20 protein-coding genes are annotated in these 20,090 nt (G+C 69.4%); 5 read left to right on the forward strand and 15 right to left on the reverse strand.

The features are described from left to right. Window positions 1–44: 44 nt before the first annotated feature. The 9 genes from ACZ7L5_RS04100 to ACZ7L5_RS04140 form a co-directional block, all read right to left on the reverse strand. The gene (locus ACZ7L5_RS04100; protein WP_112438308.1) at window positions 45–533 is read right to left on the reverse strand and encodes a hypothetical protein; all 489 of its coding nucleotides are present in this window, start codon (window positions 531–533) and stop codon (window positions 45–47) included. Window positions 534–928: 395 nt separating this feature from the next. Further along, the gene (locus tag ACZ7L5_RS04105) at window positions 929–2,671 is read right to left on the reverse strand and encodes a relaxase/mobilization nuclease domain-containing protein (RefSeq protein WP_471514188.1); all 1,743 of its coding nucleotides are present in this window, start codon (window positions 2,669–2,671) and stop codon (window positions 929–931) included. Beyond that, window positions 2,668–2,976 carry a mobilization protein gene (locus tag ACZ7L5_RS04110; protein ID WP_112438306.1) on the reverse strand — a complete coding sequence of 103 codons (309 nt, stop codon included), beginning with the start codon at window positions 2,974–2,976 and terminating at the stop codon, window positions 2,668–2,670. The genes ACZ7L5_RS04105 and ACZ7L5_RS04110 overlap by 4 nt, the downstream gene beginning before the upstream one ends. A gap of 317 nt (window positions 2,977–3,293) precedes the next feature. After that, window positions 3,294–3,527: a hypothetical protein gene (locus ACZ7L5_RS04115; RefSeq protein WP_112438305.1), complete on the reverse strand. Its 234-nt coding sequence runs from the start codon at window positions 3,525–3,527 to the stop codon at window positions 3,294–3,296. 85 nt (window positions 3,528–3,612) lie between these two features. Further along, window positions 3,613–3,804, reverse strand: coding sequence for a hypothetical protein (locus ACZ7L5_RS04120; RefSeq protein ID WP_057608355.1), 192 nt, complete (start codon window positions 3,802–3,804; stop codon window positions 3,613–3,615). After that, window positions 3,801–5,396, reverse strand: coding sequence for a hypothetical protein (locus ACZ7L5_RS04125; protein ID WP_471514190.1), 1,596 nt, complete (start codon window positions 5,394–5,396; stop codon window positions 3,801–3,803). Before ACZ7L5_RS04125 ends, ACZ7L5_RS04120 begins: the two co-directional genes overlap by 4 nt. Further along, a complete protein-coding gene (locus ACZ7L5_RS04130; protein ID WP_334450656.1) occupies window positions 5,393–6,034 on the reverse strand; it encodes a WhiB family transcriptional regulator in 642 nt (213 codons plus the stop codon). The genes ACZ7L5_RS04125 and ACZ7L5_RS04130 overlap by 4 nt, the downstream gene beginning before the upstream one ends. 157 nt (window positions 6,035–6,191) lie before the next feature. Next, a complete protein-coding gene (locus ACZ7L5_RS04135) occupies window positions 6,192–6,908 on the reverse strand; it encodes a zinc finger domain-containing protein (RefSeq protein WP_405795058.1) in 717 nt (238 codons plus the stop codon). 2 nt (window positions 6,909–6,910) lie between these two features. Beyond that, entirely contained in the window at window positions 6,911–7,807 is an 897-nt protein-coding gene (locus tag ACZ7L5_RS04140; protein WP_471514192.1) for a helix-turn-helix domain-containing protein, read from the reverse strand. 887 nt (window positions 7,808–8,694) lie between these two features. Here ACZ7L5_RS04140 and ACZ7L5_RS04145 point away from each other — a divergent pair. The 5 genes from ACZ7L5_RS04145 (at window position 8,695) to ACZ7L5_RS04165 (ending at window position 14,745) form a co-directional block, all read left to right on the forward strand. Further along, window positions 8,695–9,126, forward strand: a complete 432-nt coding sequence (locus tag ACZ7L5_RS04145; protein WP_245237322.1) for an XRE family transcriptional regulator — start codon at window positions 8,695–8,697, stop codon at window positions 9,124–9,126. Window positions 9,127–9,160: 34 nt separating this feature from the next. Next, window positions 9,161–9,673 (forward strand): hypothetical protein, encoded by a 513-nt coding sequence (locus ACZ7L5_RS04150; RefSeq protein ID WP_246040957.1) that lies wholly within the window; start codon window positions 9,161–9,163, stop codon window positions 9,671–9,673. Window positions 9,674–9,811: 138 nt separating this feature from the next. Continuing rightward, window positions 9,812–10,861: an MAB_1171c family putative transporter gene (locus ACZ7L5_RS04155; RefSeq protein ID WP_471514194.1), complete on the forward strand. Its 1,050-nt coding sequence runs from the start codon at window positions 9,812–9,814 to the stop codon at window positions 10,859–10,861. Beyond that, complete coding sequence (locus ACZ7L5_RS04160; RefSeq protein WP_471514196.1) at window positions 10,858–12,306, forward strand: amidase family protein; 1,449 nt, start codon at window positions 10,858–10,860, stop codon at window positions 12,304–12,306. The genes ACZ7L5_RS04155 and ACZ7L5_RS04160 overlap by 4 nt, the downstream gene beginning before the upstream one ends. Window positions 12,307–12,960: 654 nt before the next feature. Then, a complete protein-coding gene (locus tag ACZ7L5_RS04165) occupies window positions 12,961–14,745 on the forward strand; it encodes a Shedu anti-phage system protein SduA domain-containing protein (protein ID WP_471514198.1) in 1,785 nt (594 codons plus the stop codon). Window positions 14,746–14,796: 51 nt separating this feature from the next. Here ACZ7L5_RS04165 and ACZ7L5_RS04170 read toward each other — a convergent pair whose 3' ends face one another. From ACZ7L5_RS04170 to ACZ7L5_RS04195, 6 genes are all read right to left on the reverse strand, one after another. Further along, window positions 14,797–14,970 (reverse strand): hypothetical protein, encoded by a 174-nt coding sequence (locus ACZ7L5_RS04170; protein ID WP_471514200.1) that lies wholly within the window; start codon window positions 14,968–14,970, stop codon window positions 14,797–14,799. A gap of 132 nt (window positions 14,971–15,102) precedes the next feature. Beyond that, window positions 15,103–16,056: an NUDIX domain-containing protein gene (locus ACZ7L5_RS04175; RefSeq protein ID WP_471514202.1), complete on the reverse strand. Its 954-nt coding sequence runs from the start codon at window positions 16,054–16,056 to the stop codon at window positions 15,103–15,105. 324 nt (window positions 16,057–16,380) lie between these two features. Continuing rightward, window positions 16,381–16,863 carry an NUDIX domain-containing protein gene (locus tag ACZ7L5_RS04180; RefSeq protein ID WP_471514204.1) on the reverse strand — a complete coding sequence of 161 codons (483 nt, stop codon included), beginning with the start codon at window positions 16,861–16,863 and terminating at the stop codon, window positions 16,381–16,383. A gap of 551 nt (window positions 16,864–17,414) precedes the next feature. Further along, on the reverse strand, window positions 17,415–17,987 hold the full coding sequence (locus ACZ7L5_RS04185) for a M15 family metallopeptidase (RefSeq protein WP_471514206.1): 573 nt from the start codon (window positions 17,985–17,987) through the stop codon (window positions 17,415–17,417). Continuing rightward, window positions 17,980–18,672 (reverse strand): AAA family ATPase, encoded by a 693-nt coding sequence (locus ACZ7L5_RS04190; RefSeq protein ID WP_471514208.1) that lies wholly within the window; start codon window positions 18,670–18,672, stop codon window positions 17,980–17,982. The genes ACZ7L5_RS04185 and ACZ7L5_RS04190 overlap by 8 nt, the downstream gene beginning before the upstream one ends. Further along, window positions 18,669–19,961, reverse strand: a complete 1,293-nt coding sequence (locus tag ACZ7L5_RS04195) for an NUDIX domain-containing protein (RefSeq protein WP_471514210.1) — start codon at window positions 19,959–19,961, stop codon at window positions 18,669–18,671. The genes ACZ7L5_RS04190 and ACZ7L5_RS04195 overlap by 4 nt, the downstream gene beginning before the upstream one ends. Window positions 19,962–20,090: the final 129 nt, after the last annotated feature.

Here is a 20,090-nt window from a genome sequence, read left to right on the forward strand (position 1 = left end):
GTCAGTGCGGGCCCGCAGGCCCGGTGGGGTCGTAGGAGTGGTGGTCAGTGCCCGAGGTGGCGCAGGCAGTCCTCGAACGTGGCGTGCGTCGCGTCCGCCGGTCCGGAGTGCCGGTTGTACCAGGCGGTGTCGATGCGGGTCTCCTGCTGCTGGTGGCCTGCCCGGCAGCGCAGCCAGATCTCGCCACGGGTGGAGAGGATGAGCCAGTCCCGGTATGCGCCGCACTCGGTGCAGGCGGCCATCTCGCCTTCGAGAACGAGGGGCTGCTTCCACGGCATCATCTTGCCGTCGACCTGGTCGTGGCTCGGCACGCGCAGTTCCGGCGGGAGGAAGTCGTCCACGATGGCGGCTGGCTCGGCGGACTCCGGCTCAGGCGCCGGCACTCCGAAGCCGGGCGGGACTTGGCCCTGCAGCTGCACGTACAGCTCGGCGAACTGTCTCTGAGCTTCGCTCGGCTCCTTGGCCCTGCGGCGTATCCGGTGAAACACCTCGGCGTCCTCCTCTACCTCAGCACCTCGTCCTGCGCGTTTCATGATCGTGCCCCACGCCCCCGGCGGTTTCAATTCACAAAGTCCACAGTCACCTCCGGCCAGGTCAGCAGAGGTATTCGGCTTCTCGGCTGCCCAGAGGATGAGTTGGCCACGATGCGTGTCTCCATGCGCCAGGGTGGCCATGCCAGGGTGTGCCCGATCACACGCCATCGTCTCCCTCGACCGCTCAACTTCGCGACGCCTACTGGCTCGACTCGCCCCACCTGCGCCATGCCCTCCGTCCTGCGGGTGCACGGATGCCGACAGCCCCCACATCGGACCTGGTCGCCACCGAGGTTCGATGTGGCGCACGACCATGCTCTGGATTGCGGGCGAAGCGGTGGCGCTGTCCCTCCTCTCGGTGATGCACTGAGTCCGCGTGCAGGCACCCGGCGGGCTCACAGGGTCTTACGTGATGTGTCCTCTCCGCTGCGCTGCCTGCCGGGCGCGGAGGGCCTGGTGGTCGTCCCGCGCGTTGCGGACCGGCGCCCTGCGGTGCTGGTCTCGGGCAGGTGGGAGGCGTCGGCGGGCAGATCGGCGGTCCGCCGCATCCGCCACACGAGCACGTCGCTGACGGAGTCCGCGGTGCCGAGTTCGCGGCGGCCGGCAACGTCGGACAGAAGGACGGCCGCGTCGTGTCCGGCGGCTTCGGCTTCCGCGATGGTCGCCGCCAGGGCGTACCAGCCGGGTACGGCGAGGATCTGCTCGGCCAGCTCCGGCAGTGCCTCGCGCAGCAGCACGGTCTGCCGCTGGAGCATCGGTCGGCTCAGGCGTCGGCCGCGCTGGTAGAGCACGCCTAGGGGCTGGGCGGCGGCGGCCTGGTAGGCGGTGCGCAGGTGCGCGGCGGCCCGGGTAGCGGCCTCGGCCTGCTGGGCGTGCCCCTTCCTGGCGTGCCAGTGCGCGGCGGCGGTGATGAGGAAGAACAGCATGTCGATAGCCATGGCCGTGGTGGCTCCGTCCTCGCCGCGGCCGAGGGCCGGGCCGCTATGGACGAGGTCGCGGGCGGCCTGCCGCAGGGCTCGATCGTGCCCGCGCACGGCGCGGACGTGGGAGCGCGAGGCCCGTTCGAAAGCCGTTGCAGCGTCGCGCAGTTCGCGGCGGGTGTGGGCGGCGGAGGTCTTCGCGAGGGCATCCAGGACCTCGCCGGCCGCTGCGATGTGGGCGGCGGCGACCGCGTCCTCGCCGTGCTCGACGACGAGCACGGCCTGCCACACTGCCGAGGCTGCCCCGCGGCGTGCGGCGGCCGGACTGCCCGGCTCCGTACGGATCGCATCCTCCTGCCGGGCAGCCGGAACGTCCTGCGCGTCACCGGCCCAGCGCTCGCGGATGCGGGGCAGCGACAGGTCGGGGGCCAGGCGCGCGCCGGGGTAGAACACCGGCTCGCCGTCCTTGTTCAGGTCATCGGGCAGGGCGACCTTGTACCCGAGGAGGTCGCCAGAGGGAGCGGCGCGCTTGCGGATCAGGAGGCCGGCGGTGGCGAGCCGGTCGAAGAACTCCTCGTCGCTCCTCGCGCCGGCCACCGCCCGTCGTACGGTTTCGCGCAGTTCCTCGCGGGCGGTGCGCTCGCGACCCTGCCGCTCGGCTTTGTGGCGTTCGGCGCTGGTGGGCCGTTGGGCTGCGGTGCCGTCACCGGGGGCGACCTGGTGGAGGCCGAGTTCCTTCTCGATGAGCCGGGCTTCTGCCTGGGCGCGGGCGCCGGAGCGGAAGTCGTCGGGGCGGTGGCCGTCCTCGGTGACGAGGGTGGCGACGATGTGGATGTGGTCGTCGGCGTGGCGTACGGCGGCCCAACGGCAGCCGGGCTGTCCGTCGCCGGGGTCGATGCCGGTGGCGGCGACGATGCGGCGGGCGATGTCGGCCCACTCCTCGTCGGACAGGATCCGGTCGCCGGGGTCGGCGCGTACGGAGGTGTGCCACACGTGCTTGGCCGGGCGGGCGTGCTTGGCGAGGGCCATCACGGGTTGGTCGAGGAGCTGCTGGAGGTCTGTGAGGGTGGCGCTCGGGTGGCGTCCGGGGTCGGGGGACATGCCGTCGAAGGAGGCGACGAGATGGGGGTCGGTGTGATCCTCGTACTTGCCGGTCTCGTAGAGGTAGTAGAGGAGACCTCTGGTGTCCGACCCGGACGGGTTGACGCTGGGGATCATGAGCCGTGGTGCCCGATCAGCCGTGTGGCGGCTTCGTGGGCGGTGTCGGCGGCACGCCGTACGGCGGCGACGGCCGCTTCGAGTTGAGGAACGTCTGCACCGGAGTTGAGCGCCTTGACTGCCTGGTTGAGATTACTGCCGGCCCAGCCGAGCCGACGTCGGCTGTCGAACAGGGCTGTGATGACTTCGCGTTCGTCGGCGATCTCGGCGCTGGTGCGGTTGAGGTCGCGGGCGGCGGCGAGCGCGGAGCGGGCGAGGAACCCGGCGACGGACAGATTGCACTGGGCGGCGGCGGACTTGATCATGGCGAACTCATCATCATTGAAACGTGTGTTGGGCTGGTGGAGGCGCTTCTTCTCGGGCGACTGGCGCGGACGCTGGCGGGCGCGAGGAGCGCGCTGTCGGCGTACACGCGGTTCAGTCTGCTTCTCCTCCTGCCCTGGCTTCGATCCGCCCCCGGTCGAAGCCTCAAGGACCTGCGCCCCCCGGTGCAGGTCCTCTCCCGCCCCCGAGGGGGCGGGTTCGGCGGAAGCTACGCTTCCGCCCCAACTTGCTCGCCCCGAGACCGAGTTGGAGTCGGGATCAGGTTCCGGGGTGGTGCCGTTCTTGCGTGCGTTCGTCATCAGGATTCGGGCCTCGTAGAGCGGGTGCGCTGCTGGATGGTTGCGGCCAGCGCGAGGACATCGGCTGGGCTGGCAAGGACGCGGACCGGCCCGTCGGGGCGGTCCTGGACGAGCCACTGCCCGGTCGGCGTGAGGACGACGGCGTGTAGGAGTTGCCGGCGGACCAGGACGTCCGCCCAGGCATCGGCCTCGGCGACGGTGGGCTCGGAAGAACGAGGGGGACGCGGAATCACGGCGTACCTCCTAAGCGGGGCGGTGGCCCGGCACGGAGCCGGGCCACCTTTGCGGGCACGGGCTTTGAACTGGGGCTTTGCCGGTTCAGCCGCACTCGGGGCAGCGCCCGACGTGGCTGTTGAGCGCGCGAGCCATCCGCTGTTTCGCCGAGGCAGCTTGCTTCGCGCTGGACTTCGCCGCCGGCCTGCCCGCGTGCCGCTCGGAGTGAGCGAGCATGAACCCGATCTCTCGCTCGTACTCCGCGCGGACGGTGTCGAACTGGTGGCAGGTCTTCATCGGGCGGTGCTCCTCGTCGTCGTGATGTCCTCGTTCCGCAGCTCCTGGAGGACGAGGCCGAGTCGGTCGTTCCCGACACCCGTCAGGCCCTGGCGGCGGATGATTTCGCGCAGCTGCACCCGGGTGATTGCTCCGTTGCCGTCCCGTTCGAGCAGGGCGGGAACATGGGGGCGTACCTCGTGGACAAGCTGGCGCTCGGGCTCGCCCAGCTCGCGTGCCGGGCGCTCCGTCTGCGGAGAGCGGGACCGGGCACGGTTGTCCTTGTTCTTCGTCCGGGACTTCCTGGCCGGCTTCCGACGGAGTGGGACCTTGTGTCCTCGGTCCTGGGTGGTCTCGGTCCCGGACTCGGTGGCGGTCGGTCCTCGGTCCTCGGTGCTCTCGGTCCCCGACTTCGCGAGGCTCGGTCCCCGATGAGAATCTGGGTCCTGAGCTGCTACTTCTCGCGCGTTGCGGTCGGTCCTCGTGGCCGCTGAGACCCGGGCTGCGGCTTCTGGATCGGCGGGACCGGTCCCCGGGACCGCGCCGTCTTCAGGGGGCTTGGTCCCCGCGGTCGTTCCCGTTTCGTCGCCCTTGGTCCCCGCGCCGACCTTGGCTTCAGGGTCCGCCTCCTCCGGGACCGGTCCCCGAGGAGTCCTCAGTCCTCGGTCCGGGACCGGCTCGTCGGAACTGTCGGGGCCGGGGACGGGGACCGGCACATTCGATGTCGGCTGTGCGGGGACCGTGGCCGCCGATGCGCTGCTGTGCGCCGGGGACCAGGGAGAAGGGAGCGGGACCGTGGCGAGCGCGAGCGCGTGTCGCCGGGCGGCGAGCTGGTCGAGCAGCTGTGCTCGCTGGAGGGGGTCAGTGCCGACCGAAGCCCTGCCGACCGCCTTCGACAGGCGTCGGGTCAGCCGCCGGCCTCGACGGTTCCGCTGCTGCTCGGGTGTGCGCTCGGCGAGGCGGGCGGCGAGGGCGACCGCACGGGCGGTGGCCCGGTCCCGGGTGATCTGTGCGGCGTCGCGGTCTCGCGCGGCGATGCCGAGGCGGGACAGGAGACGCTCACGTGCCTCCCGGCCCAGGACGGCGATCAGTCCTTTTGAGGCGGCGCCGGGTGTGCGCAGGCGCAGTTCGATGCCCATGGCCAGGTGCCACAGCATCGCCGCCATGACTGGTCCGACGAAGGCGCGGACCGTGCCGCCGATGGGGCCGCTCTCTGCGTAGGCGGGGATCACCTGCACCGTGGTGATCACCCAGACCAGCATGCCCGGCAGGCCGGGGGCGCCCTGGACGGCGAGGTTCTGCCGTGCCATCAGCGCGGTGGCGAACAGGGCGAGCTCGGCGGCGGCGAACATGCCGGCGCGCTCGGTGGCGCCGGCCATGTCGAGGTAGTCGGCGGCGAACCGCCACGAGGTGTCGGCGCTGTAGGCGGTGCAGCCGAGGGCGGCGACGGCGGCGACCTTGACCGCCGGGCCGCCGAGACGTTTCTGCGAGCGAGATCCCCGGCGCCGGATGGTCCAGGCGGTCAGCACGAGCGCGAGGGTGGCGGGCACGACGGCGGCGAGGAGGAGAGGGAGGTCCGAAGTAGCACCGAAGGCGAGGAGGGGGTGGGTCATGCTGCCTTTCCGAGAGGGGCGTGCGTCGGGGGCGACGCTGCCGGGCGGCCTGCCGGCTGCTGCGTGCCGGGAGCTGCGGGCGCGGGGGTGCCCTTGGTCTTGGAGGTCCTCTTCCGCTTCTTCTTGGGGCGGGGCACGCCGTAGTTACGGTCGCGGTCGAGGACCTTGTTGGCGGCTTGCCGGAGCAGGTCTCGGGCGTGCTTGTGGCTGATCTGCAGGGCGGCGGCGAGCCGGTCGGGCTGCCAGCCCCGGACGTAGGCGTGGTCGATGACGACCTGCCGCTCGGCCTCGGTCAGGTGCACGTCGCGTCCCTGGAAGAAGGCGGTCACGCGCCGGTAGTCCAGGCGCTGGTGCAGTCCGTCGTGCAGCGGGCGCCGCTCGGCTTCGGTGAGGCCGCCCCAGACGCCCTCCTTGAGGACGTTCTCCAGGGCGAAGTCCAGGCACTCGCGGCGTACGGGGCACCAGCCGCACAGCTCCTTCGCCTCCGCGATCTCCTCGTGGTCCCGGGGCCCGGGGAAGAACACGGCGTCGGCGTCTTCGACGTCCATGCCGTGGCACGCTGCGCGGGTGTGCCAGCTGGTGTCTGCGATGCCGCGCAGGCCGGTGGCTGGCGCGTCGTGGGTGGTGATGTGGCGCAAGGCGGGTCTCCGATGTGCTGCCGCGGCGGCCGGCTAGGGCGGTGCTCGGCGGGTGCGGCGTCGGGTGCCGGCTGCGGCGCGGGGCGTGCGTCGCAGCCGGTGCGGGACGTGTCGGGTGGCGGTGCAGCGGACGGGATGCACGCGCCGGGTGCGCCGGTCAGGCCAGGGCGGGCTGCTGGGCCTGCTCGGTGTGCTGGGCCTGCTGGGCGGTGGCGAGGTCGAGGCGGCCGGGGTGCGGGGTGGCGCGCGGGGCGGTTCCGCGGGCTCCGCCGTCGGGGCCGATCCTTCGGCGGCGGCATGGTTCGCCGGGCTGGGCCAGGCACCACTCGCACCGCACGCTCAGGGCATCGGGCATTCCCTGCGCGACAGCGGCCTCACGGGCTGCGCGGGCGGGTCGGTAGGGCGCGAGGGCTGCTCGGGCGGCGGGCGGTATGCAGGAGCCGATCTCCCGCAGCCGCGCCTCCAGCTTCGGGTCGACTCCGTCGCGACCGCTGGTGATTGCTCGGGCCTGCGCGGGCTGGGCCGTGCCGGCGGCGACGGCGCGGCGGGTGCCGGCCAGCTCTGCGGTCCAGGCGGCCTGGTCGTCCGGGTCGACGGACGGCGTGGGATCGGAGTGCCTCGCCAGGCGGTCGCGTCGGTAGCTCTCCCAGGGGCGGGCCACGTCCGCGGGCAGGATCTGGTACGGCGAGGTGCGGATGTGCTGGCGGGCGGCGACGCGGACGTCCCAGCCGTGCGGGGTGGCCATCGGCACGTCGCCGAGCAGCTCGTGCCACTGGGCGAGCTGGTCGCGCGCCTCGCCTTGGTCGGTGCGGATGGTGCGGGGGTCGAGTCGGCCGATGTAGGCCAGCAGGGCTGCGATTTCGCGGCGATCCACGGTCAGCCCTCCGTTCCGGTCGGCTCGTCGAGGGCGGCAAGCAGGGCGGCGGTGTGGGCCTCCGTCCGCGTCATGCCCCCCGGTACGGCGGTGTTCTTGCCGGGCACGGCGTAGAGGTTCGGTCGGCTGGGAGCGTGCTCCCGGGCGACCCAGGCGCGCCAGTCGGCAGCCCAGGCTTCCGCCGCCCTCGGGGCATGGCCCGCCCGGTGTACACGCCACTTCGCGTCGGCGGCCCGCAGGCCCTGCTCGCCGAGGCGATCGAGGTGTCCCTGCTGGCGGGCCCAAGTGTGGGTAGCGGAGTCGACCTGCCACTCGGCAGCCGGGAGGACGGCAGCACCACTACTGCTGTACCTCCGGTTCAAATCAGGTTCACTACGGTTCTGTGTGCCGGTAGCCGGTACATCGCTGTGCCGGTGGCCGGTACGTCGCTGTGCCGGTTTCCGCCTCGACCTGCCGGTTTCCGGTACTGCCGGATTCCGGACCCTCGCGGGGGATTCCGGCACCTCACGCGGGCGGATTCCGTACCGCCGCAGAGCCGAGAGCCGAAGCTTCGCGGGGCCCGCGGGCTCGTCTGCTGCTGTGTCGCTGTCTTCCTGCTCCTGCTGCTCTCGCTGGGCCTGGGCGACCACTTCGGCGGCGAGAGGCATGCGGTAGACCGTGCTGCGCTGCGGACCCACGAGGTCATCGAGCTGTTCCAGCTCGCCGGCCAGGAGCAGGCGCTCGATGGCTTCGCGCACCGTGGAGACCGAGGCGCGGGTGCGCTTGGCCAGGCTGGACAGCGAGGCCCAGGAGATGCACTGCTCGTCGGCCACCCGGTCGGCGATCGACAGCAGGACCAGGCGCGCGGCCCCTCGGCTGGAGCTGTGCTCCCACACCCACTCGCGGGCTTCGCTGCTCATCGGCCGCTCCAGACGAGCGGGCGGGTCCGGCTGGCCGCCGGGGCCAGGGTGGTGCGGTCCGGCTCGGGGCGCTGAGGCGCCGAGGCGGTAGTGGCTGCCGCGCAGGCCAGGCGGAAGGGCCTTTTACGCAGGGCAGGAGGCATGCGATACTCCCCTTTGCAGTGTTGCCACGCTGACGCGCCCCTCGGAAGGACTCAGCGTGGTGATGGTGGGCACTCTCCGCCCTTGCCGGGGCGGGTATGCCGCTTAGCGTTCGGCGTCCGTGAGTTACCGCTCTCGGGCGCCGTCGCTGTTTGCGGACCTTCGCGGTCCGGTCCGTGCTCGCGGTCTCCTCACGTTCGTCGCCGCAGGCGGGCTGCCCGGGGACGACGAACATACGCACGGACCGGTGTCAAGATCCAGACTTGGTCTTAAACTCTGTACTGGTTGCAGAGAGTCACCGAACCTTCGCGTGCCGCAGCCGTCCGCAGAGAGCCTGGCGGGGTCCGCCCTCGCGTCGAAGTGCACCGTTGCCGCGGTTGCCTCGTACGTCAAGAGCCTGCCATTGTGCCCGAGTTGGAGCGGGAGTCTGGTATTCCCGGCAGCGGAAAAGCGATGTGGATGAGGAGTTTCCACGGTCGCCTCCGCGCTTTCCGATCGAAGATCAAATACGGCCTGCCAGACGTGACGTATGTGGCTGGGTGAATGTGGCTTGCACCACGTCGCCCGGCGTACTCCAGCCGGCAGAAACGGACAGGTCGACCTGAAACAGGCGGTACGCGCCACACGGAAACGTGCTGGTGAAGAAGAACTTTCCACACGGGTGATCGGCGCGTCAAACTGGTGTTTATGGCGGGGTAGGGTGGCTGAAGTTACGACGAACCCGTCCTGGAAAGGATCATGAAAGAGTGGCCGAAGGTCAGGTGAGCCCCAAGGGGCTCATGGATCGTCTAAACCGCCTGTTCGACACTGTGCACCCGCCTGATCGCGGCCCTTACAGCAACGCTGAAGTGGCCGAACTGATGGAGAAGCGAGGGCTGGGCAAGCTGTCGGGGCAGTACCTGTGGCTCTTGCGGACCGGGCAGCGCGATAACCCGACGAAGCGTCATCTCGAAGCGCTCGCAGGGTTCTTCGGCGTGGATCCCGCCTATTGGTTCGACGATGCCGTCGCCGAAAAGACCGTGCAGGAACTTGAGTTGCTCGCGCTGCTTCGCGACGCGAAGATCAAGAACGTTCTTCTTCGCCTATCCGACGTCTCCGCAGACGGAAAGGATGCCGTCCTGGGGATCGTTGAGAGCGTGCGAAAATCCGAGGGGTTGCCGCCCTCAACTGGCGCGTAAACGGCCGTAGTTCAGTAAATGATCAAGGAAAGCAATGTGGTCTGCACGTAGGCTGCGCCGGCCTGACCTCTTGGCCGAGCTGAAGCTCCCGCACGTCACCAACATCCGCGACCTCAGCGACGAGGTCTCTCGCCGCACGGGACGGACGGTGGTCCTAGAGCCCCGGGAGCAGGCGCCCTCGGTGTGCGGGGCATGTGCCGTTACAGAGAGTGCCGTCCACGTTTTCTACGACCCGTGGACCAGTGTCCTGCACCAGGATCACATCATCGCCCACGAGTTCAGCCACCTACTGCTCGGCCACCACGAGAACCGACCGGTCTCCGCGCTGGCTCCGGCCTTTATCACCAGCGTGGACCCGGCCACCGTGCAGATGATGTTGGGGCGCACCAAGTACGACGAGGACGAGGAGCGAGACACCGAACTCCTAGCATCGCTGCTCCAGCGCCGCATAATCGACCGGTGGTTGCGCAGCGACGAGCCCTCCGGGGACGAAGTGCAGGATCGGGTGACGCACACGCTGCTGCGCCGACGGGAGGCCCGGCCGTGAAGGACCTGCTCCACCCGATCAGCCTCGTCGTCGCGATGCTCGGCTTCCTCTGCCTCCTGCGGGACGTGCCCACCCGGCGCCGCGACCCCGCCTCCGCCCCTGCTGTCAGGGCTCTCGTTCCTGTTCTCCATCACGCCGATGTGGAACTACCTCGACCGCGTGCTCGGCACCGTCAACATATCCGCGCCCCTCGCGCAGGGCTGCGTGGCCGCGCTCCTGGCCTGCCAACAGGTGGTCCTCACCTACTGGGGATCCCCGCCCGAGGTAGCCCGCCTGCTTAGTCGCCGCTGGCTCTGGGCCGGCTTCGCGGTGATCGCCGGGCTGCTGGTGCTGTTCGCCCTGCTGACGCCCAACGCGCCGCACCCGATCGACTTCACGCTCTACTACGCGCACGACGACTGGTACGCCGCGTACCTCACCCTGTACGTCACGGCCTACACCATCGGCGAAGTCTTCCTCGCCCGCGCCTGCTGGCGCCTGGCCCGCCGCAGCACTCGCGGGTCCGTCCGCGTCGGTCTGCGCATCGTCGCCCTCGGCGCGACCGTCACCCTCGGATACAGCGCCGTCCGCATCGGCAACGTGATCGCCGGCGCCTTCGACACCTCCCTCGCGGAATGGGAAGGCTTTGCCTGGACCTGCGGCGATGTCGGCGCCATGCTCACGCTGATCGGCTGGCTCGTGCCCACGATCAGCGACCAGGCCCAGAGCGTCCGGTACCGGATCAAGCAGTACCGCAGCTACTACGGCCTGCGCCCCCTGTGGCTGGCCTTCTACAGCGAGGCACCTGAGATCGAGCTGCCGATCGACAGGGTCGACCCGGCCCAGCGGCGCCGTTTCCGCCGCATCTCGATCCGGCTCTACCGCCGAGCCGTCGAGATCCGGGACGGTCGGTTCGTGATCCGCCAGTACCTCGATGCCGCCGTCCGCGAGGCCAGCGAAGCCCGTCACCGGGCCCGAGGGCTTCACGGAATGGATCTGTCCGCGGCCGTCACGGCGGACCAGATCCTCGCCGGAATCGCGGCCAGGGCCGCGGGCACCCGCCCGGAGCCCGACCAGCTCACCGAGTTCGCCGACTCCGAACGCCAGACCGCCAGGCCCATGGACGACATCGACGCTCTCCTCGACGTCGCGCGCCACCTGCCCCGCCAGCCCGCACGAGCCCCCCACCTTGAGCGAGTCCCAGCATGACGAACGACCTCACCCACCAGCCCGCTCATGTCCAGCTCCAGGCCCTGGACCGCGGCGAGATCTCCAGCCGCGAACTGCTTGACCTGCACCTCGCCCAGATAGACGCCAGCCAGATCAACGCCGTCGTCACGCGCGACGACAGCGCGGCCCGAGCAGCCGCGCATGCAGCCGACGAACGCCGCGCCCGCAGCGAGAGCACCGGCGTCCTCAACGGCCTTCCCCTCACGATCAAGGACAGCTTCGAGACGGCCGGCCTGCGCACCACCAGCGGCGCCGAAGACCTCGCCGACCACGTCCCCGCACGAGACGCCGACGCGGTCGCCCGGCTCCGCCACCAAGGTGCCGTCATCATGGGCAAGACCAATACCCCTGCGTACTGCCAGGACCTGCACACCGACAACGTCCTGTTCGGCCCCACGCTCAACCCGCACGACCCCAAGCACACCACCGGCGGCTCCTCCGGAGGCCCCGCCGCAGCAGTCGCCGCCCACCTGACCCCCGCCGACCTCGGCAGCGACCTCGCCGGCTCCCTGCGACTCCCTGCCCACTACTGCGGCGTCTACGGCCTGCGCCCCACCCACGGACTCATCCCGGCCCGCGGCCACATCCCCCGCCCGCCGGGATGGATCACCAGCAGCGACATGGTCACCCCCGGCCCCCTGGCCCGCCACCCCCGCGACCTCGACCTGCTCCTCGCCGCACTGACGACACCGTCACCCGACGAAAACAACCCTTGGAGCGTCACGCTGCCCACGGCGCAGCGCCAGATCGGCCAGCTCCGCGTGGCGGTGTGGGCCGACGACGCGAGCTGCCCCGTCGACCGCAACATCGCCGATGCTGTCGCCGCCCTGGAAGGGACACTCGCCTCCGCCGGCGCCAGTGTCCACCGCACTGCGGGGCCGGTCGGCTTCGCCGAATCACTCCGCCTCTTCGAGCAGCTCCTCCACGCCACCACGACGGCCGCCACCGACGATGCCGTCGGCGAGGCCGAACTCGCCGCGGCCCGTGACCTGCACGCGGACGACGCGAGCCCACGGGCCGCCATCCTCCGCCACCGCACGCAGACACACCGCGCCTGGCTCCGCGCCAACGAGGAGCGCCTCCGGCTCCAGCAGACGTGGCACCGGTTCTTCGCCGACGGTCAGTACGACGTCCTCATTACGCCCGCCGCTCCCACCGCGGCGATCCCGGCCGGGAGCCGTTCTCTCACGGTCGGCGGCGTCGAACGGAGCTTCTTCGACCAGACCGGCTGGGCGAACCTCACCAGCCACGTCGGGCTGCCCAGCCTGGTCATGCCGATTGCGCACGGCGCCGACGGCCTCCCGATCGGTGTGCAGCTCGTAGGACCGGCCTATTCGGACCGGACCCTGCTCGTGATGGCCGAGCACCTGGCGCCCCTGCTCGGAGGAACGGCCGAGGGCGTCATCGCACCACGGAGCGGATGACCTCTACGTCACCGTTGTAGGTGACTGCGTCTTCATCGGCGGTAGGCGGTTCGAACCGAGCGAAGAAGTCGTCCAAGGCTTCGGGATATGGACAGGATTTGTTGCTGTCCGTTGTCCACGTCTCGGCCACCGCGATGTGCCCCCGAACGCCTTCATGAGGCGATGGGCCGGGTGGTGCTGCGCTCCAGGCGCGGCACCGAGATACTTCCGGCGTTCCCGGAGATGGGGGCTGGGGCTGTGCAACTGCCGGATGCCACCACTCTGGACGGCGAGCTGCTCGGCTGGTTGGAAGCGTTCGAGGACGGCGACGGCCCGGGCGACCGGGGCGGTAATGATCCAGCTGGCCGGAACTCCATGGGCGTCTTCGCCCTTGAAAGCGAGACTACGCAGCCGGTGGCGGTAGACGCGGCCGTCCGGATCGCGTTGGACGCTCAAGCAGCCGCGTTGCAGGTGCTTGACTACTGGTGCAGGGGTGTTATTCCGACCATGCGCAATCCTCGCCCAAGGCGGATCTGTCAGCGCGCTAGTCGAGACCGTGGGCTCACGCCACCCCGAACGTCCGCTTGTGCCGATGAGCGAGCGTAACCTTATGGTGCCGAAGTACGTGCACGGCCTCGGCTCCCCGGCCCCGCACCATAGCCCTAAGCTGATCAGATGGCGGACAACCTGCTCATCCATGGCGGCAACGAGAACGCACTTCGCACCCTGAAGGACACCGGCCAGTATCGAGGCAGGGTCAAGTCGGCATATCTGCGACCGCCGTGGGACACGCAATGGGGGTTCGAGCACCACGAAGCCCCTGGCCGCGCGTCCTGGCTCGGCATGATGCAGGTGCATCTGCGTCTGGTGCGCGACCTGCTCGCCCCTGACGGCTCTGCGTGGGTGCACGTCGACGACCGGCAGTTCGCTGACTGCCATGTGCTCATGAACAAGGTCTACGGCCGATCGAACTTCGTATCTACAGTCGTCGTTCCAAAGCCTGCACGGAATAACTCCCGTCACTTCACGGTCAGCCACGACTACCTACTTGTCTTCGCGAAAGACGCCTCGACATGGCAGCCGAACCCTCTCCCTCGTACAGCCGAATCAGAGTCGAGTTTCCGCAACCCTGACAACGATCCCCGCGGGCCGTGGCGAGCAGCCGACCTCTCCTCCCCCGTTCTTCGTGAGAATCTGCGCTACGAAGTGGTAGGTCCGTTCGGCACGGCCATACAGCCACCTGCCCGCCGTTCTTGGCGATTCACCCAGCAGCGTTTCGAGGAACTCGATCGCGACGGACGTATCGCATGGTCGCCCAGCGGCCGTCCGACGCTGAAGCTCTATCTATCGGAGGCCCCTGACAAGCCGCCCTCCACGGTATGGAGCCCGTCCGACATGGGGACAAGTTTCCAAGCGCGCCAGCACCTGCGCGGACTGCTCGATGACATGCACCAGCCGGCTCCGCCGCCGGAACAACTGCTGCAACAGATTCTCACGATCGCGACCAACCCCGGTGACCTCGTGTTCGACTACTTCGGCGACTCAGGCACGGCCGCTGCGGTCGCGCACAAAACTGGCCGCCACTGGCTCGCTGTCGACGGCGAGTCGCACGTCGTCCGCGACCGTCTGGACAAAGTGATCAGCGGTAACGACTCAGGCGGCATCACACATGAAGTGAACTGGACAGGCGGCGGTCACTATGACGTAATTGCGGCGGCGAGACCCGACGAAGAATCCGGGCCCCTTGATTCGGGCGCCGACGAACATGTGCGGATTCAGGTCGTCACGTACCGCAAAGACGGCAGCGTCGTTCCCGCATTGGACTCGACCGAGAAGGACCACCGATCGGCCGAGCTAAAGGTCATCAGGCAACGCCGCGAACTCCTGCAGGAGCTGCGGAAGGTCGTCAGCGACAGGAGTGCGCCGGAAGCCGCAGTTCAACGGATAATCGGACGCAATCACTGGATCTTCGGGGGTGAGTACACGGAAGCCTCGGAACGACGTGACCTGTTGCCCCTCGACCAGCACGACATTCTTCTCGTGCGCGCTGACCGAAGCGTTCACGTCGTCGAACTCAAGAAGCCCGGCGCCGCACTTGTCAGGTGGCACCGCAACGGCCTGATCATGTCGAACGAGGTGCACGAGGCGGTGAGTCAATGCAGGAACTACGTTCAGAGAATGGATGACGCGGGACCGACACTGGAAACAATCCACCGCAACACACTTGACCTTGACTACGATTACCTTCGTACACGGGGGACCGTTGTGATCGGGAATCCTGATCACGTGGAGGTACCTGGAGTCACTCAGCAGATGGTCGCCCGTACCATCCGTTCCTTCAACACGGACCAGAGCCGAGTTCAGGTACTCACCTACTTGGATCTGATCGAACGCGCGGAAGAAGCACTCCGCTTCGTCGAGGACGACCTCGAAACTCCTGGTATCGAGAGTGCACCCTGATGAGGTACACGCTGGTCTCTCTGCGGACAAGTCGATGCACTCCAGCGTGTGTTACCGGCCTGAACTCTGCTCGTGGTCTTGTGTAAGGCGGGCGGCGAGGTAGTCGGCCCAGTCTCGGCGGCCGTAGGTGACCCAGCGGACGGCCGTGTTGACGTGGAGGCCGAGGAAGTCGGCAAGAATTGCGGCGGGCAGGTCGGCGGCAAGGGCCGGTTCGCGCGGGCCCACGCCTGCCAGGACGGCCGCCGCAGCGGATCGGCTCCGAGGTGATCGGGCAGACGGCTGCGGTAGGCCCACAGAAGCCGCACCGCACGCCGGTAGCGGTAGGTGGAAGTAAGGCACAGACGCAGGCTGACCGGCTCACGGTGGTAGTCGTTCAACTCCGCGCCACTCATCTGGGCGAGCGTGCGTCCGCGGGCGTCGGCCCACAGCAGGAAGTGGCGTACGCAGCTGAAGTAAGTGCGGATGCTGGCGATGGTGATCGGCTGCTCCCCGGGCGGGGTGTCCTGGGTGAGCTGGGCGTAGAACAGGCGCTTGGCGGTGGGGACGAACGCCGTCGGCAATGTCGTGAAGTCCAGCTTGAGCGACTTGCGGTCGGCACGCAGCCACGCCGGCGTCGTCGACGAGCGCGCCGACGGTGACCCGCAGGACACCAGCGACGTGATCGACGAGCGTGCCCAGGAGCCCCACGTCCTTGGCGCGAGCGACCAGACCGCTCTCCTCGGTGGGTTCGCGGTTCACCGCGTCCTCGAAGGATTCCCCGGCCGCCACGTTGCCGCCAGGCAGTTCGAGGGTGCCGCGGCGGTGCAGGCCCAACAAGATGCCCTGTTCACTGAGCAGGATCGCTCCGACGCCGACGCCGGCGTGCGCTTTCGGCGCTCTGGTGCTGCGGGGTCGGCTGGAGACGCGCGCCGGCCGGTCGGGGACGCGCCGGGCGCGGATGAGCTGCTGGATGACCATGGCGCACTTGTCGGGGTGCGGTAGCAGGTCGATGGCCTCGACGCGGAAGCCGTACTCGGTGAGCAGGTCCTCCCATAGCTGCGGTGCCAGGACCCACATCTGTGTCGGCAGGGGTGGGTCGTCGCGCAGCAGGATCATCTGCTCGCGCGGGGCTACTTCCGTGGACGGACCGCGGCCGTGCAGGTCGGTGTGCAGGAGCGAGAGGATCAAGGGGGCGCCCGGACGCAGGCCGTCGCGCAGTGCCGGCAGCGAGCGGTGCGGGTCGATGAAGGCGAGCGTCCCGATCGCGTACGCGGCGTCGAACGGCTTGGCTCCGGCCAGGTATTCGGCCACGTCTGCCTGGACGAACTCCACGCCGTCAACGTCCGCGTGGGCGGAGACGGCGCGTTCATGCTGGGTCGGGGACAGCTCGATGCCGTGACGCGGGCTCCGTGAGCCTGGACGAGGTGGACGGCGTGGTGGCCGGCTCCGGACCCGATGTCCAGGACCCGGCGGCCGGCGACGTCACCGAGGACTTCTGCACCCGGTCCGATCCCTTCCCAAGGCGTCCAGCCGAGCCGGTCGGGGATGGGCGGGGTGTAGGAGCGGGCCAGTTGGCGCTGGCCGTAGATCTGCCAGGCCCGGGTGTTGCTGTCCTCGGCGGGCATGGTTGCCTCCTGGGTGGGGGAGCTGGGGAGATCAGGTGTGCGTGATCAGGTAGGCGGGGCCCTCGCCGCGCCGGGCTCGTTCGATGGCGTCGAGGCGGGCGAAGGCGCGCGGCGCCATCAGCTCCTGCCAAGTCGCGAGGTCGTGGACGGCCCACATGTCGTGCTCGGCGGGATCGAGGCGGATCCGGCCGAACTGGTCGGCGGTCAGCTGGCCTCCGTCGAAGATGAGCCCCACCTTGTTCAGCGGCAGGCGCGGCCCGGCGTGCAGGAAGTGCGTCAGGAGCAGCTTCGGCGTGTCCAGACCGAGTTCGAGGCCCGTCTCCTCGACCGCCTCGCGCCGGGCGGTCTGCAGCGGGTCCTCGCCTGGGGCGTCCAGATTGCCGCCCGGGAACTGCCAGAATCTCGAGCCGCAGACCGAACGGAGCTGGACCGGCCGGTCGTGTTCGTCGCGGATGTAGAGGCAGCCGTACACCGTGTGGTGGGGGACCGTCGCCGCGTACTGCGTGGGCGTCATTGGCAGGGGGGCGGCCGGGCCGGGCAGGGCGGTGGTCGAAGGCTAGGGCGAGAACGCCGAGGGCTTCCTTGGCCGGCGGGTAGATGCTGCGGAGGTTGGCGAGCAGCTCTCCGGGCGGCCCGTCCGGGTCGATGCGCACGGTGTCCTCCGAGCTGAGCAGATCCTCGAAGGAGGCGTATGGGGTGATCCGCTGCACGATGATGTCGAGTTCCCGACCGGTGTCCCGGTCGTGGAAGACGACCCTGTCGCCGACTGCGACGGCGCGCTTCTGCGAGGTGGCCACTCTTACTTCGATCGTCTTGCGGCCTGCTTCCACTTGGCGGTAGTACCGCCCGAGCAAGTGCATGTGGTGCTCTTGTGGTTCACCTCCGGTCGCCGGACTCGGGACAGTTGGGATCGCCTGCTGGGTGTCGTCAGGCACGCGTGCCTCCGTTCGATGTCTTCCGTCCGTCGCGGTCTTGGGATCGCAACCGGGCCAGGGTGCGGTGGCGGCGCTCCTGTCCGTCCGGATCGGCGTGGGTGGCGATGAAGTGGACGAGGATGCCAGCGCGCTAGGGCAGTTCGATCGGTCCGTAGCGCGCGTGCGGCTCCTGCCGCATCAGCGCGTCGTACCGGTCCGCTACCGAGAAGTGCCAGAACTCGGTCGCATAGTTGGTAAAACCTGCGTTCTCCATGGCGTTGAGCAGCAGCGTGCGGTGGTGGCGCGCGCGATCGCTGAGGTTCGGGGCGTGAGTGAAGCAGGCGCCGTCGCTCTCCTCGGGGGAGGCATTGACGCGGGTGCCGAGGTCGAGTTCGTGGCCGTCCTGGTCGATGAGGGTTACGTCCACGGCCGCGCCCGCGGAGTGAGGCGCGATCTCCGGCGGCGACACGTACCGGCTGGCGGCCTGATGCAGCTGCTCAGCTGTCCAGTCGGGGTGAGCGGCGGCTAACTCGCCCCGGTACTCGGTGAAGTAGTGCTGCTGTAGGACCAGCGGCCGGTAGCCCTCGATGAACAGCAGGTCGGTGCCAGCGGGCAGGAGCGAGCGGGCGTGCTCCAGCCGGGCGAGGACGCCCTCGCGGACGTGGGCGAAAGCGCCCAGCGGGTCTTGCTTGCGGGGATGGATGCGGAAGCTGTGATCACGCACGTCGACGAGCGGCTCCCCGCACTCGCGCACCGGGATCGCGGCGACCCGCTGATCGGACATCAACACCAGAAGGTCCATCGAGTCTCCCTGTGACGGCTTGCACTGCGGTGGCGGGACGGGGGAGGCAGAGGCCAGGTCGGTTTCGCGCGATGGTGTCCTGCAGCGTGCTGTCGGCCGGGATCACGGTCTCCAGACTGCCGGGCAGCAGATCCAGTTCGCGGTACCAGGAGGCGAGGTGGTTGTCGGTGACTTGCGCCAGGTACGCGGCATCCGCCTTCGACGCGTGTCGGACAAACGTCGTTTCCAGCGGCACGTCCAGGTAGTAGCAGTTGGAGACGCCGCGGTGGTCGCGTACCAGAGACGTGATCATGTGGCTGTAGCGGTCGGCGTACAGGATCCCTTCGAGCACCACGTGAAAGCCGGCGTTCAGTGCTTCGCGTGCGATCCGGCCGAGCAGGGCGATGTTGGCGCCGCGCGCGGTGTCGTGTTCCCTGAGCACGTTCCGGCGGATCACGTCCTGGCCCACGATCGCGATACCGCGGCCGTAGTGATCTCGCAGGCCCTGGGCCACGCTTGACTTGCCTGACGCCGAGTTGCCGCGGATCACCACCAGACGGGTGTTCTCACGGCCGGCCGCAGTTGCAGTGGACAGACGACGGTGTGCGCCGCTCGGTGTGCGGGTCATGCGGGCCAGCCCGTCTCGCTGTACAGGTCCCCGTTCTGGATCTTCGCGATGGCTTGGCGGGTGTAGGAAACGAGGTTGTCGGGCAGCGCGGCGGGGTCCCAGAACTTCCACTGGGTGCACTTGTCCGGCTCACGCAGTTCCGGTTCGCCGCTCCAGGTGCGAGCGCGGAAGAACAGGCCCATGCGCGGCCGGTCCCCGGCCTTGTCGATGTGGTGGACGACGTGGACGAGTTCGACGTCTTGTCGCTCGATGTGCAGGCCGGCCTCCTCCTGTGCCTCCCTGATCAGGCAGGTGATGGCGCTCTCCTGCTCGCAGTGGCCGGCCAGGACGTGCCAGGTGGACGGCGCGAACGCGGAGTCGGGGTGGCGCAGCCCGAGCAGCACCGTCCCGTCGGGCCGCTCCAGGTAGAGGTGGACGCCGATGACGTTGAGGACCGTGCCGTGCGGGGAGGCAGGCCGGCGCTCCTCGTTCGATGACGGCCCGCCCTGCGGCGCGGTGCTGGCCGGGCGGCTGGCGGCGTGGCGCCGTACCAGGTCGCTGGTGGTGGGCGCGATGCGGAGACGGTGGAGGTCATCGGGGGCGAACCAAGCCAGCATCACCCCTTCCGTCAGGTGGAGTTCGCGGGGATCTCCGTTCCAGCGGCCGGCGTAGATAGCGATGGGCACGGTCGCGCCGGCGTCGTCGGAGGCGTACTCGGTGCCGAACGGGGTCAGGTCGGCGAGGTCGAGGCCGGCTTCCTCGGCCAGTTCGCGCCGCACGGTGTGTTCCAGGGTGGCGTCCTGGGGCTCTCGGCCGCCGCCCAGCAGGGACCACATGCCCGGCTCCCAGATCCGGCCGGGGAAGTAGTCACGTAGGTGGAGCAGGTACTCGCCGCGGTCGTTGTAGATCAGGGCGGAGGCGTTGACGGTCTCCGGTTCAGTTTCGGGCGTGAGCTTGAGCAGCTTCTCGCGTAGGGAGGGGGAGGTCACCCTGTCCACGGGCCGCCACTCGATGCCGCCGACCTCTTCGTCCAGCAGCACCACCGGCACCTCTGTGGCGGTGTGCAGGCGGAAGAGGAACCGGAGGTCGAAGTGCTGGTGGCCGGGTTCGCCTTTGCCTGGGTGGGCGTCGATGTCGTGGGTGTCGATGTCGAATGGCACGGTCTCGTAGCCCGGCAACGGCGCCACAGCCTCGGCCGGGATCCCGGTCTCCTCGTGCAGCTCCCGCAGCGCCGCCCCTGCCAGGGACTCGTCCTCGGGCTCGGTGTGTCCGCCGGGGGCGAGGACCTTCCCGCTCGCCAGGTGCAGCAAGTGCAGGACGCGGCCGAGGGGTCGACGACGATCGCGCCGCAGGTGACGTGTCCGGTGAAGGTGGTCCGGCTGGCGATGTCGGTGGGACGGTCGAGGGCGTCCAGGAGGCCGCCGAGCTGTTCTCGCTCG

Source organism: Streptomyces sp. NPDC107528 (assembly GCF_055639295.1).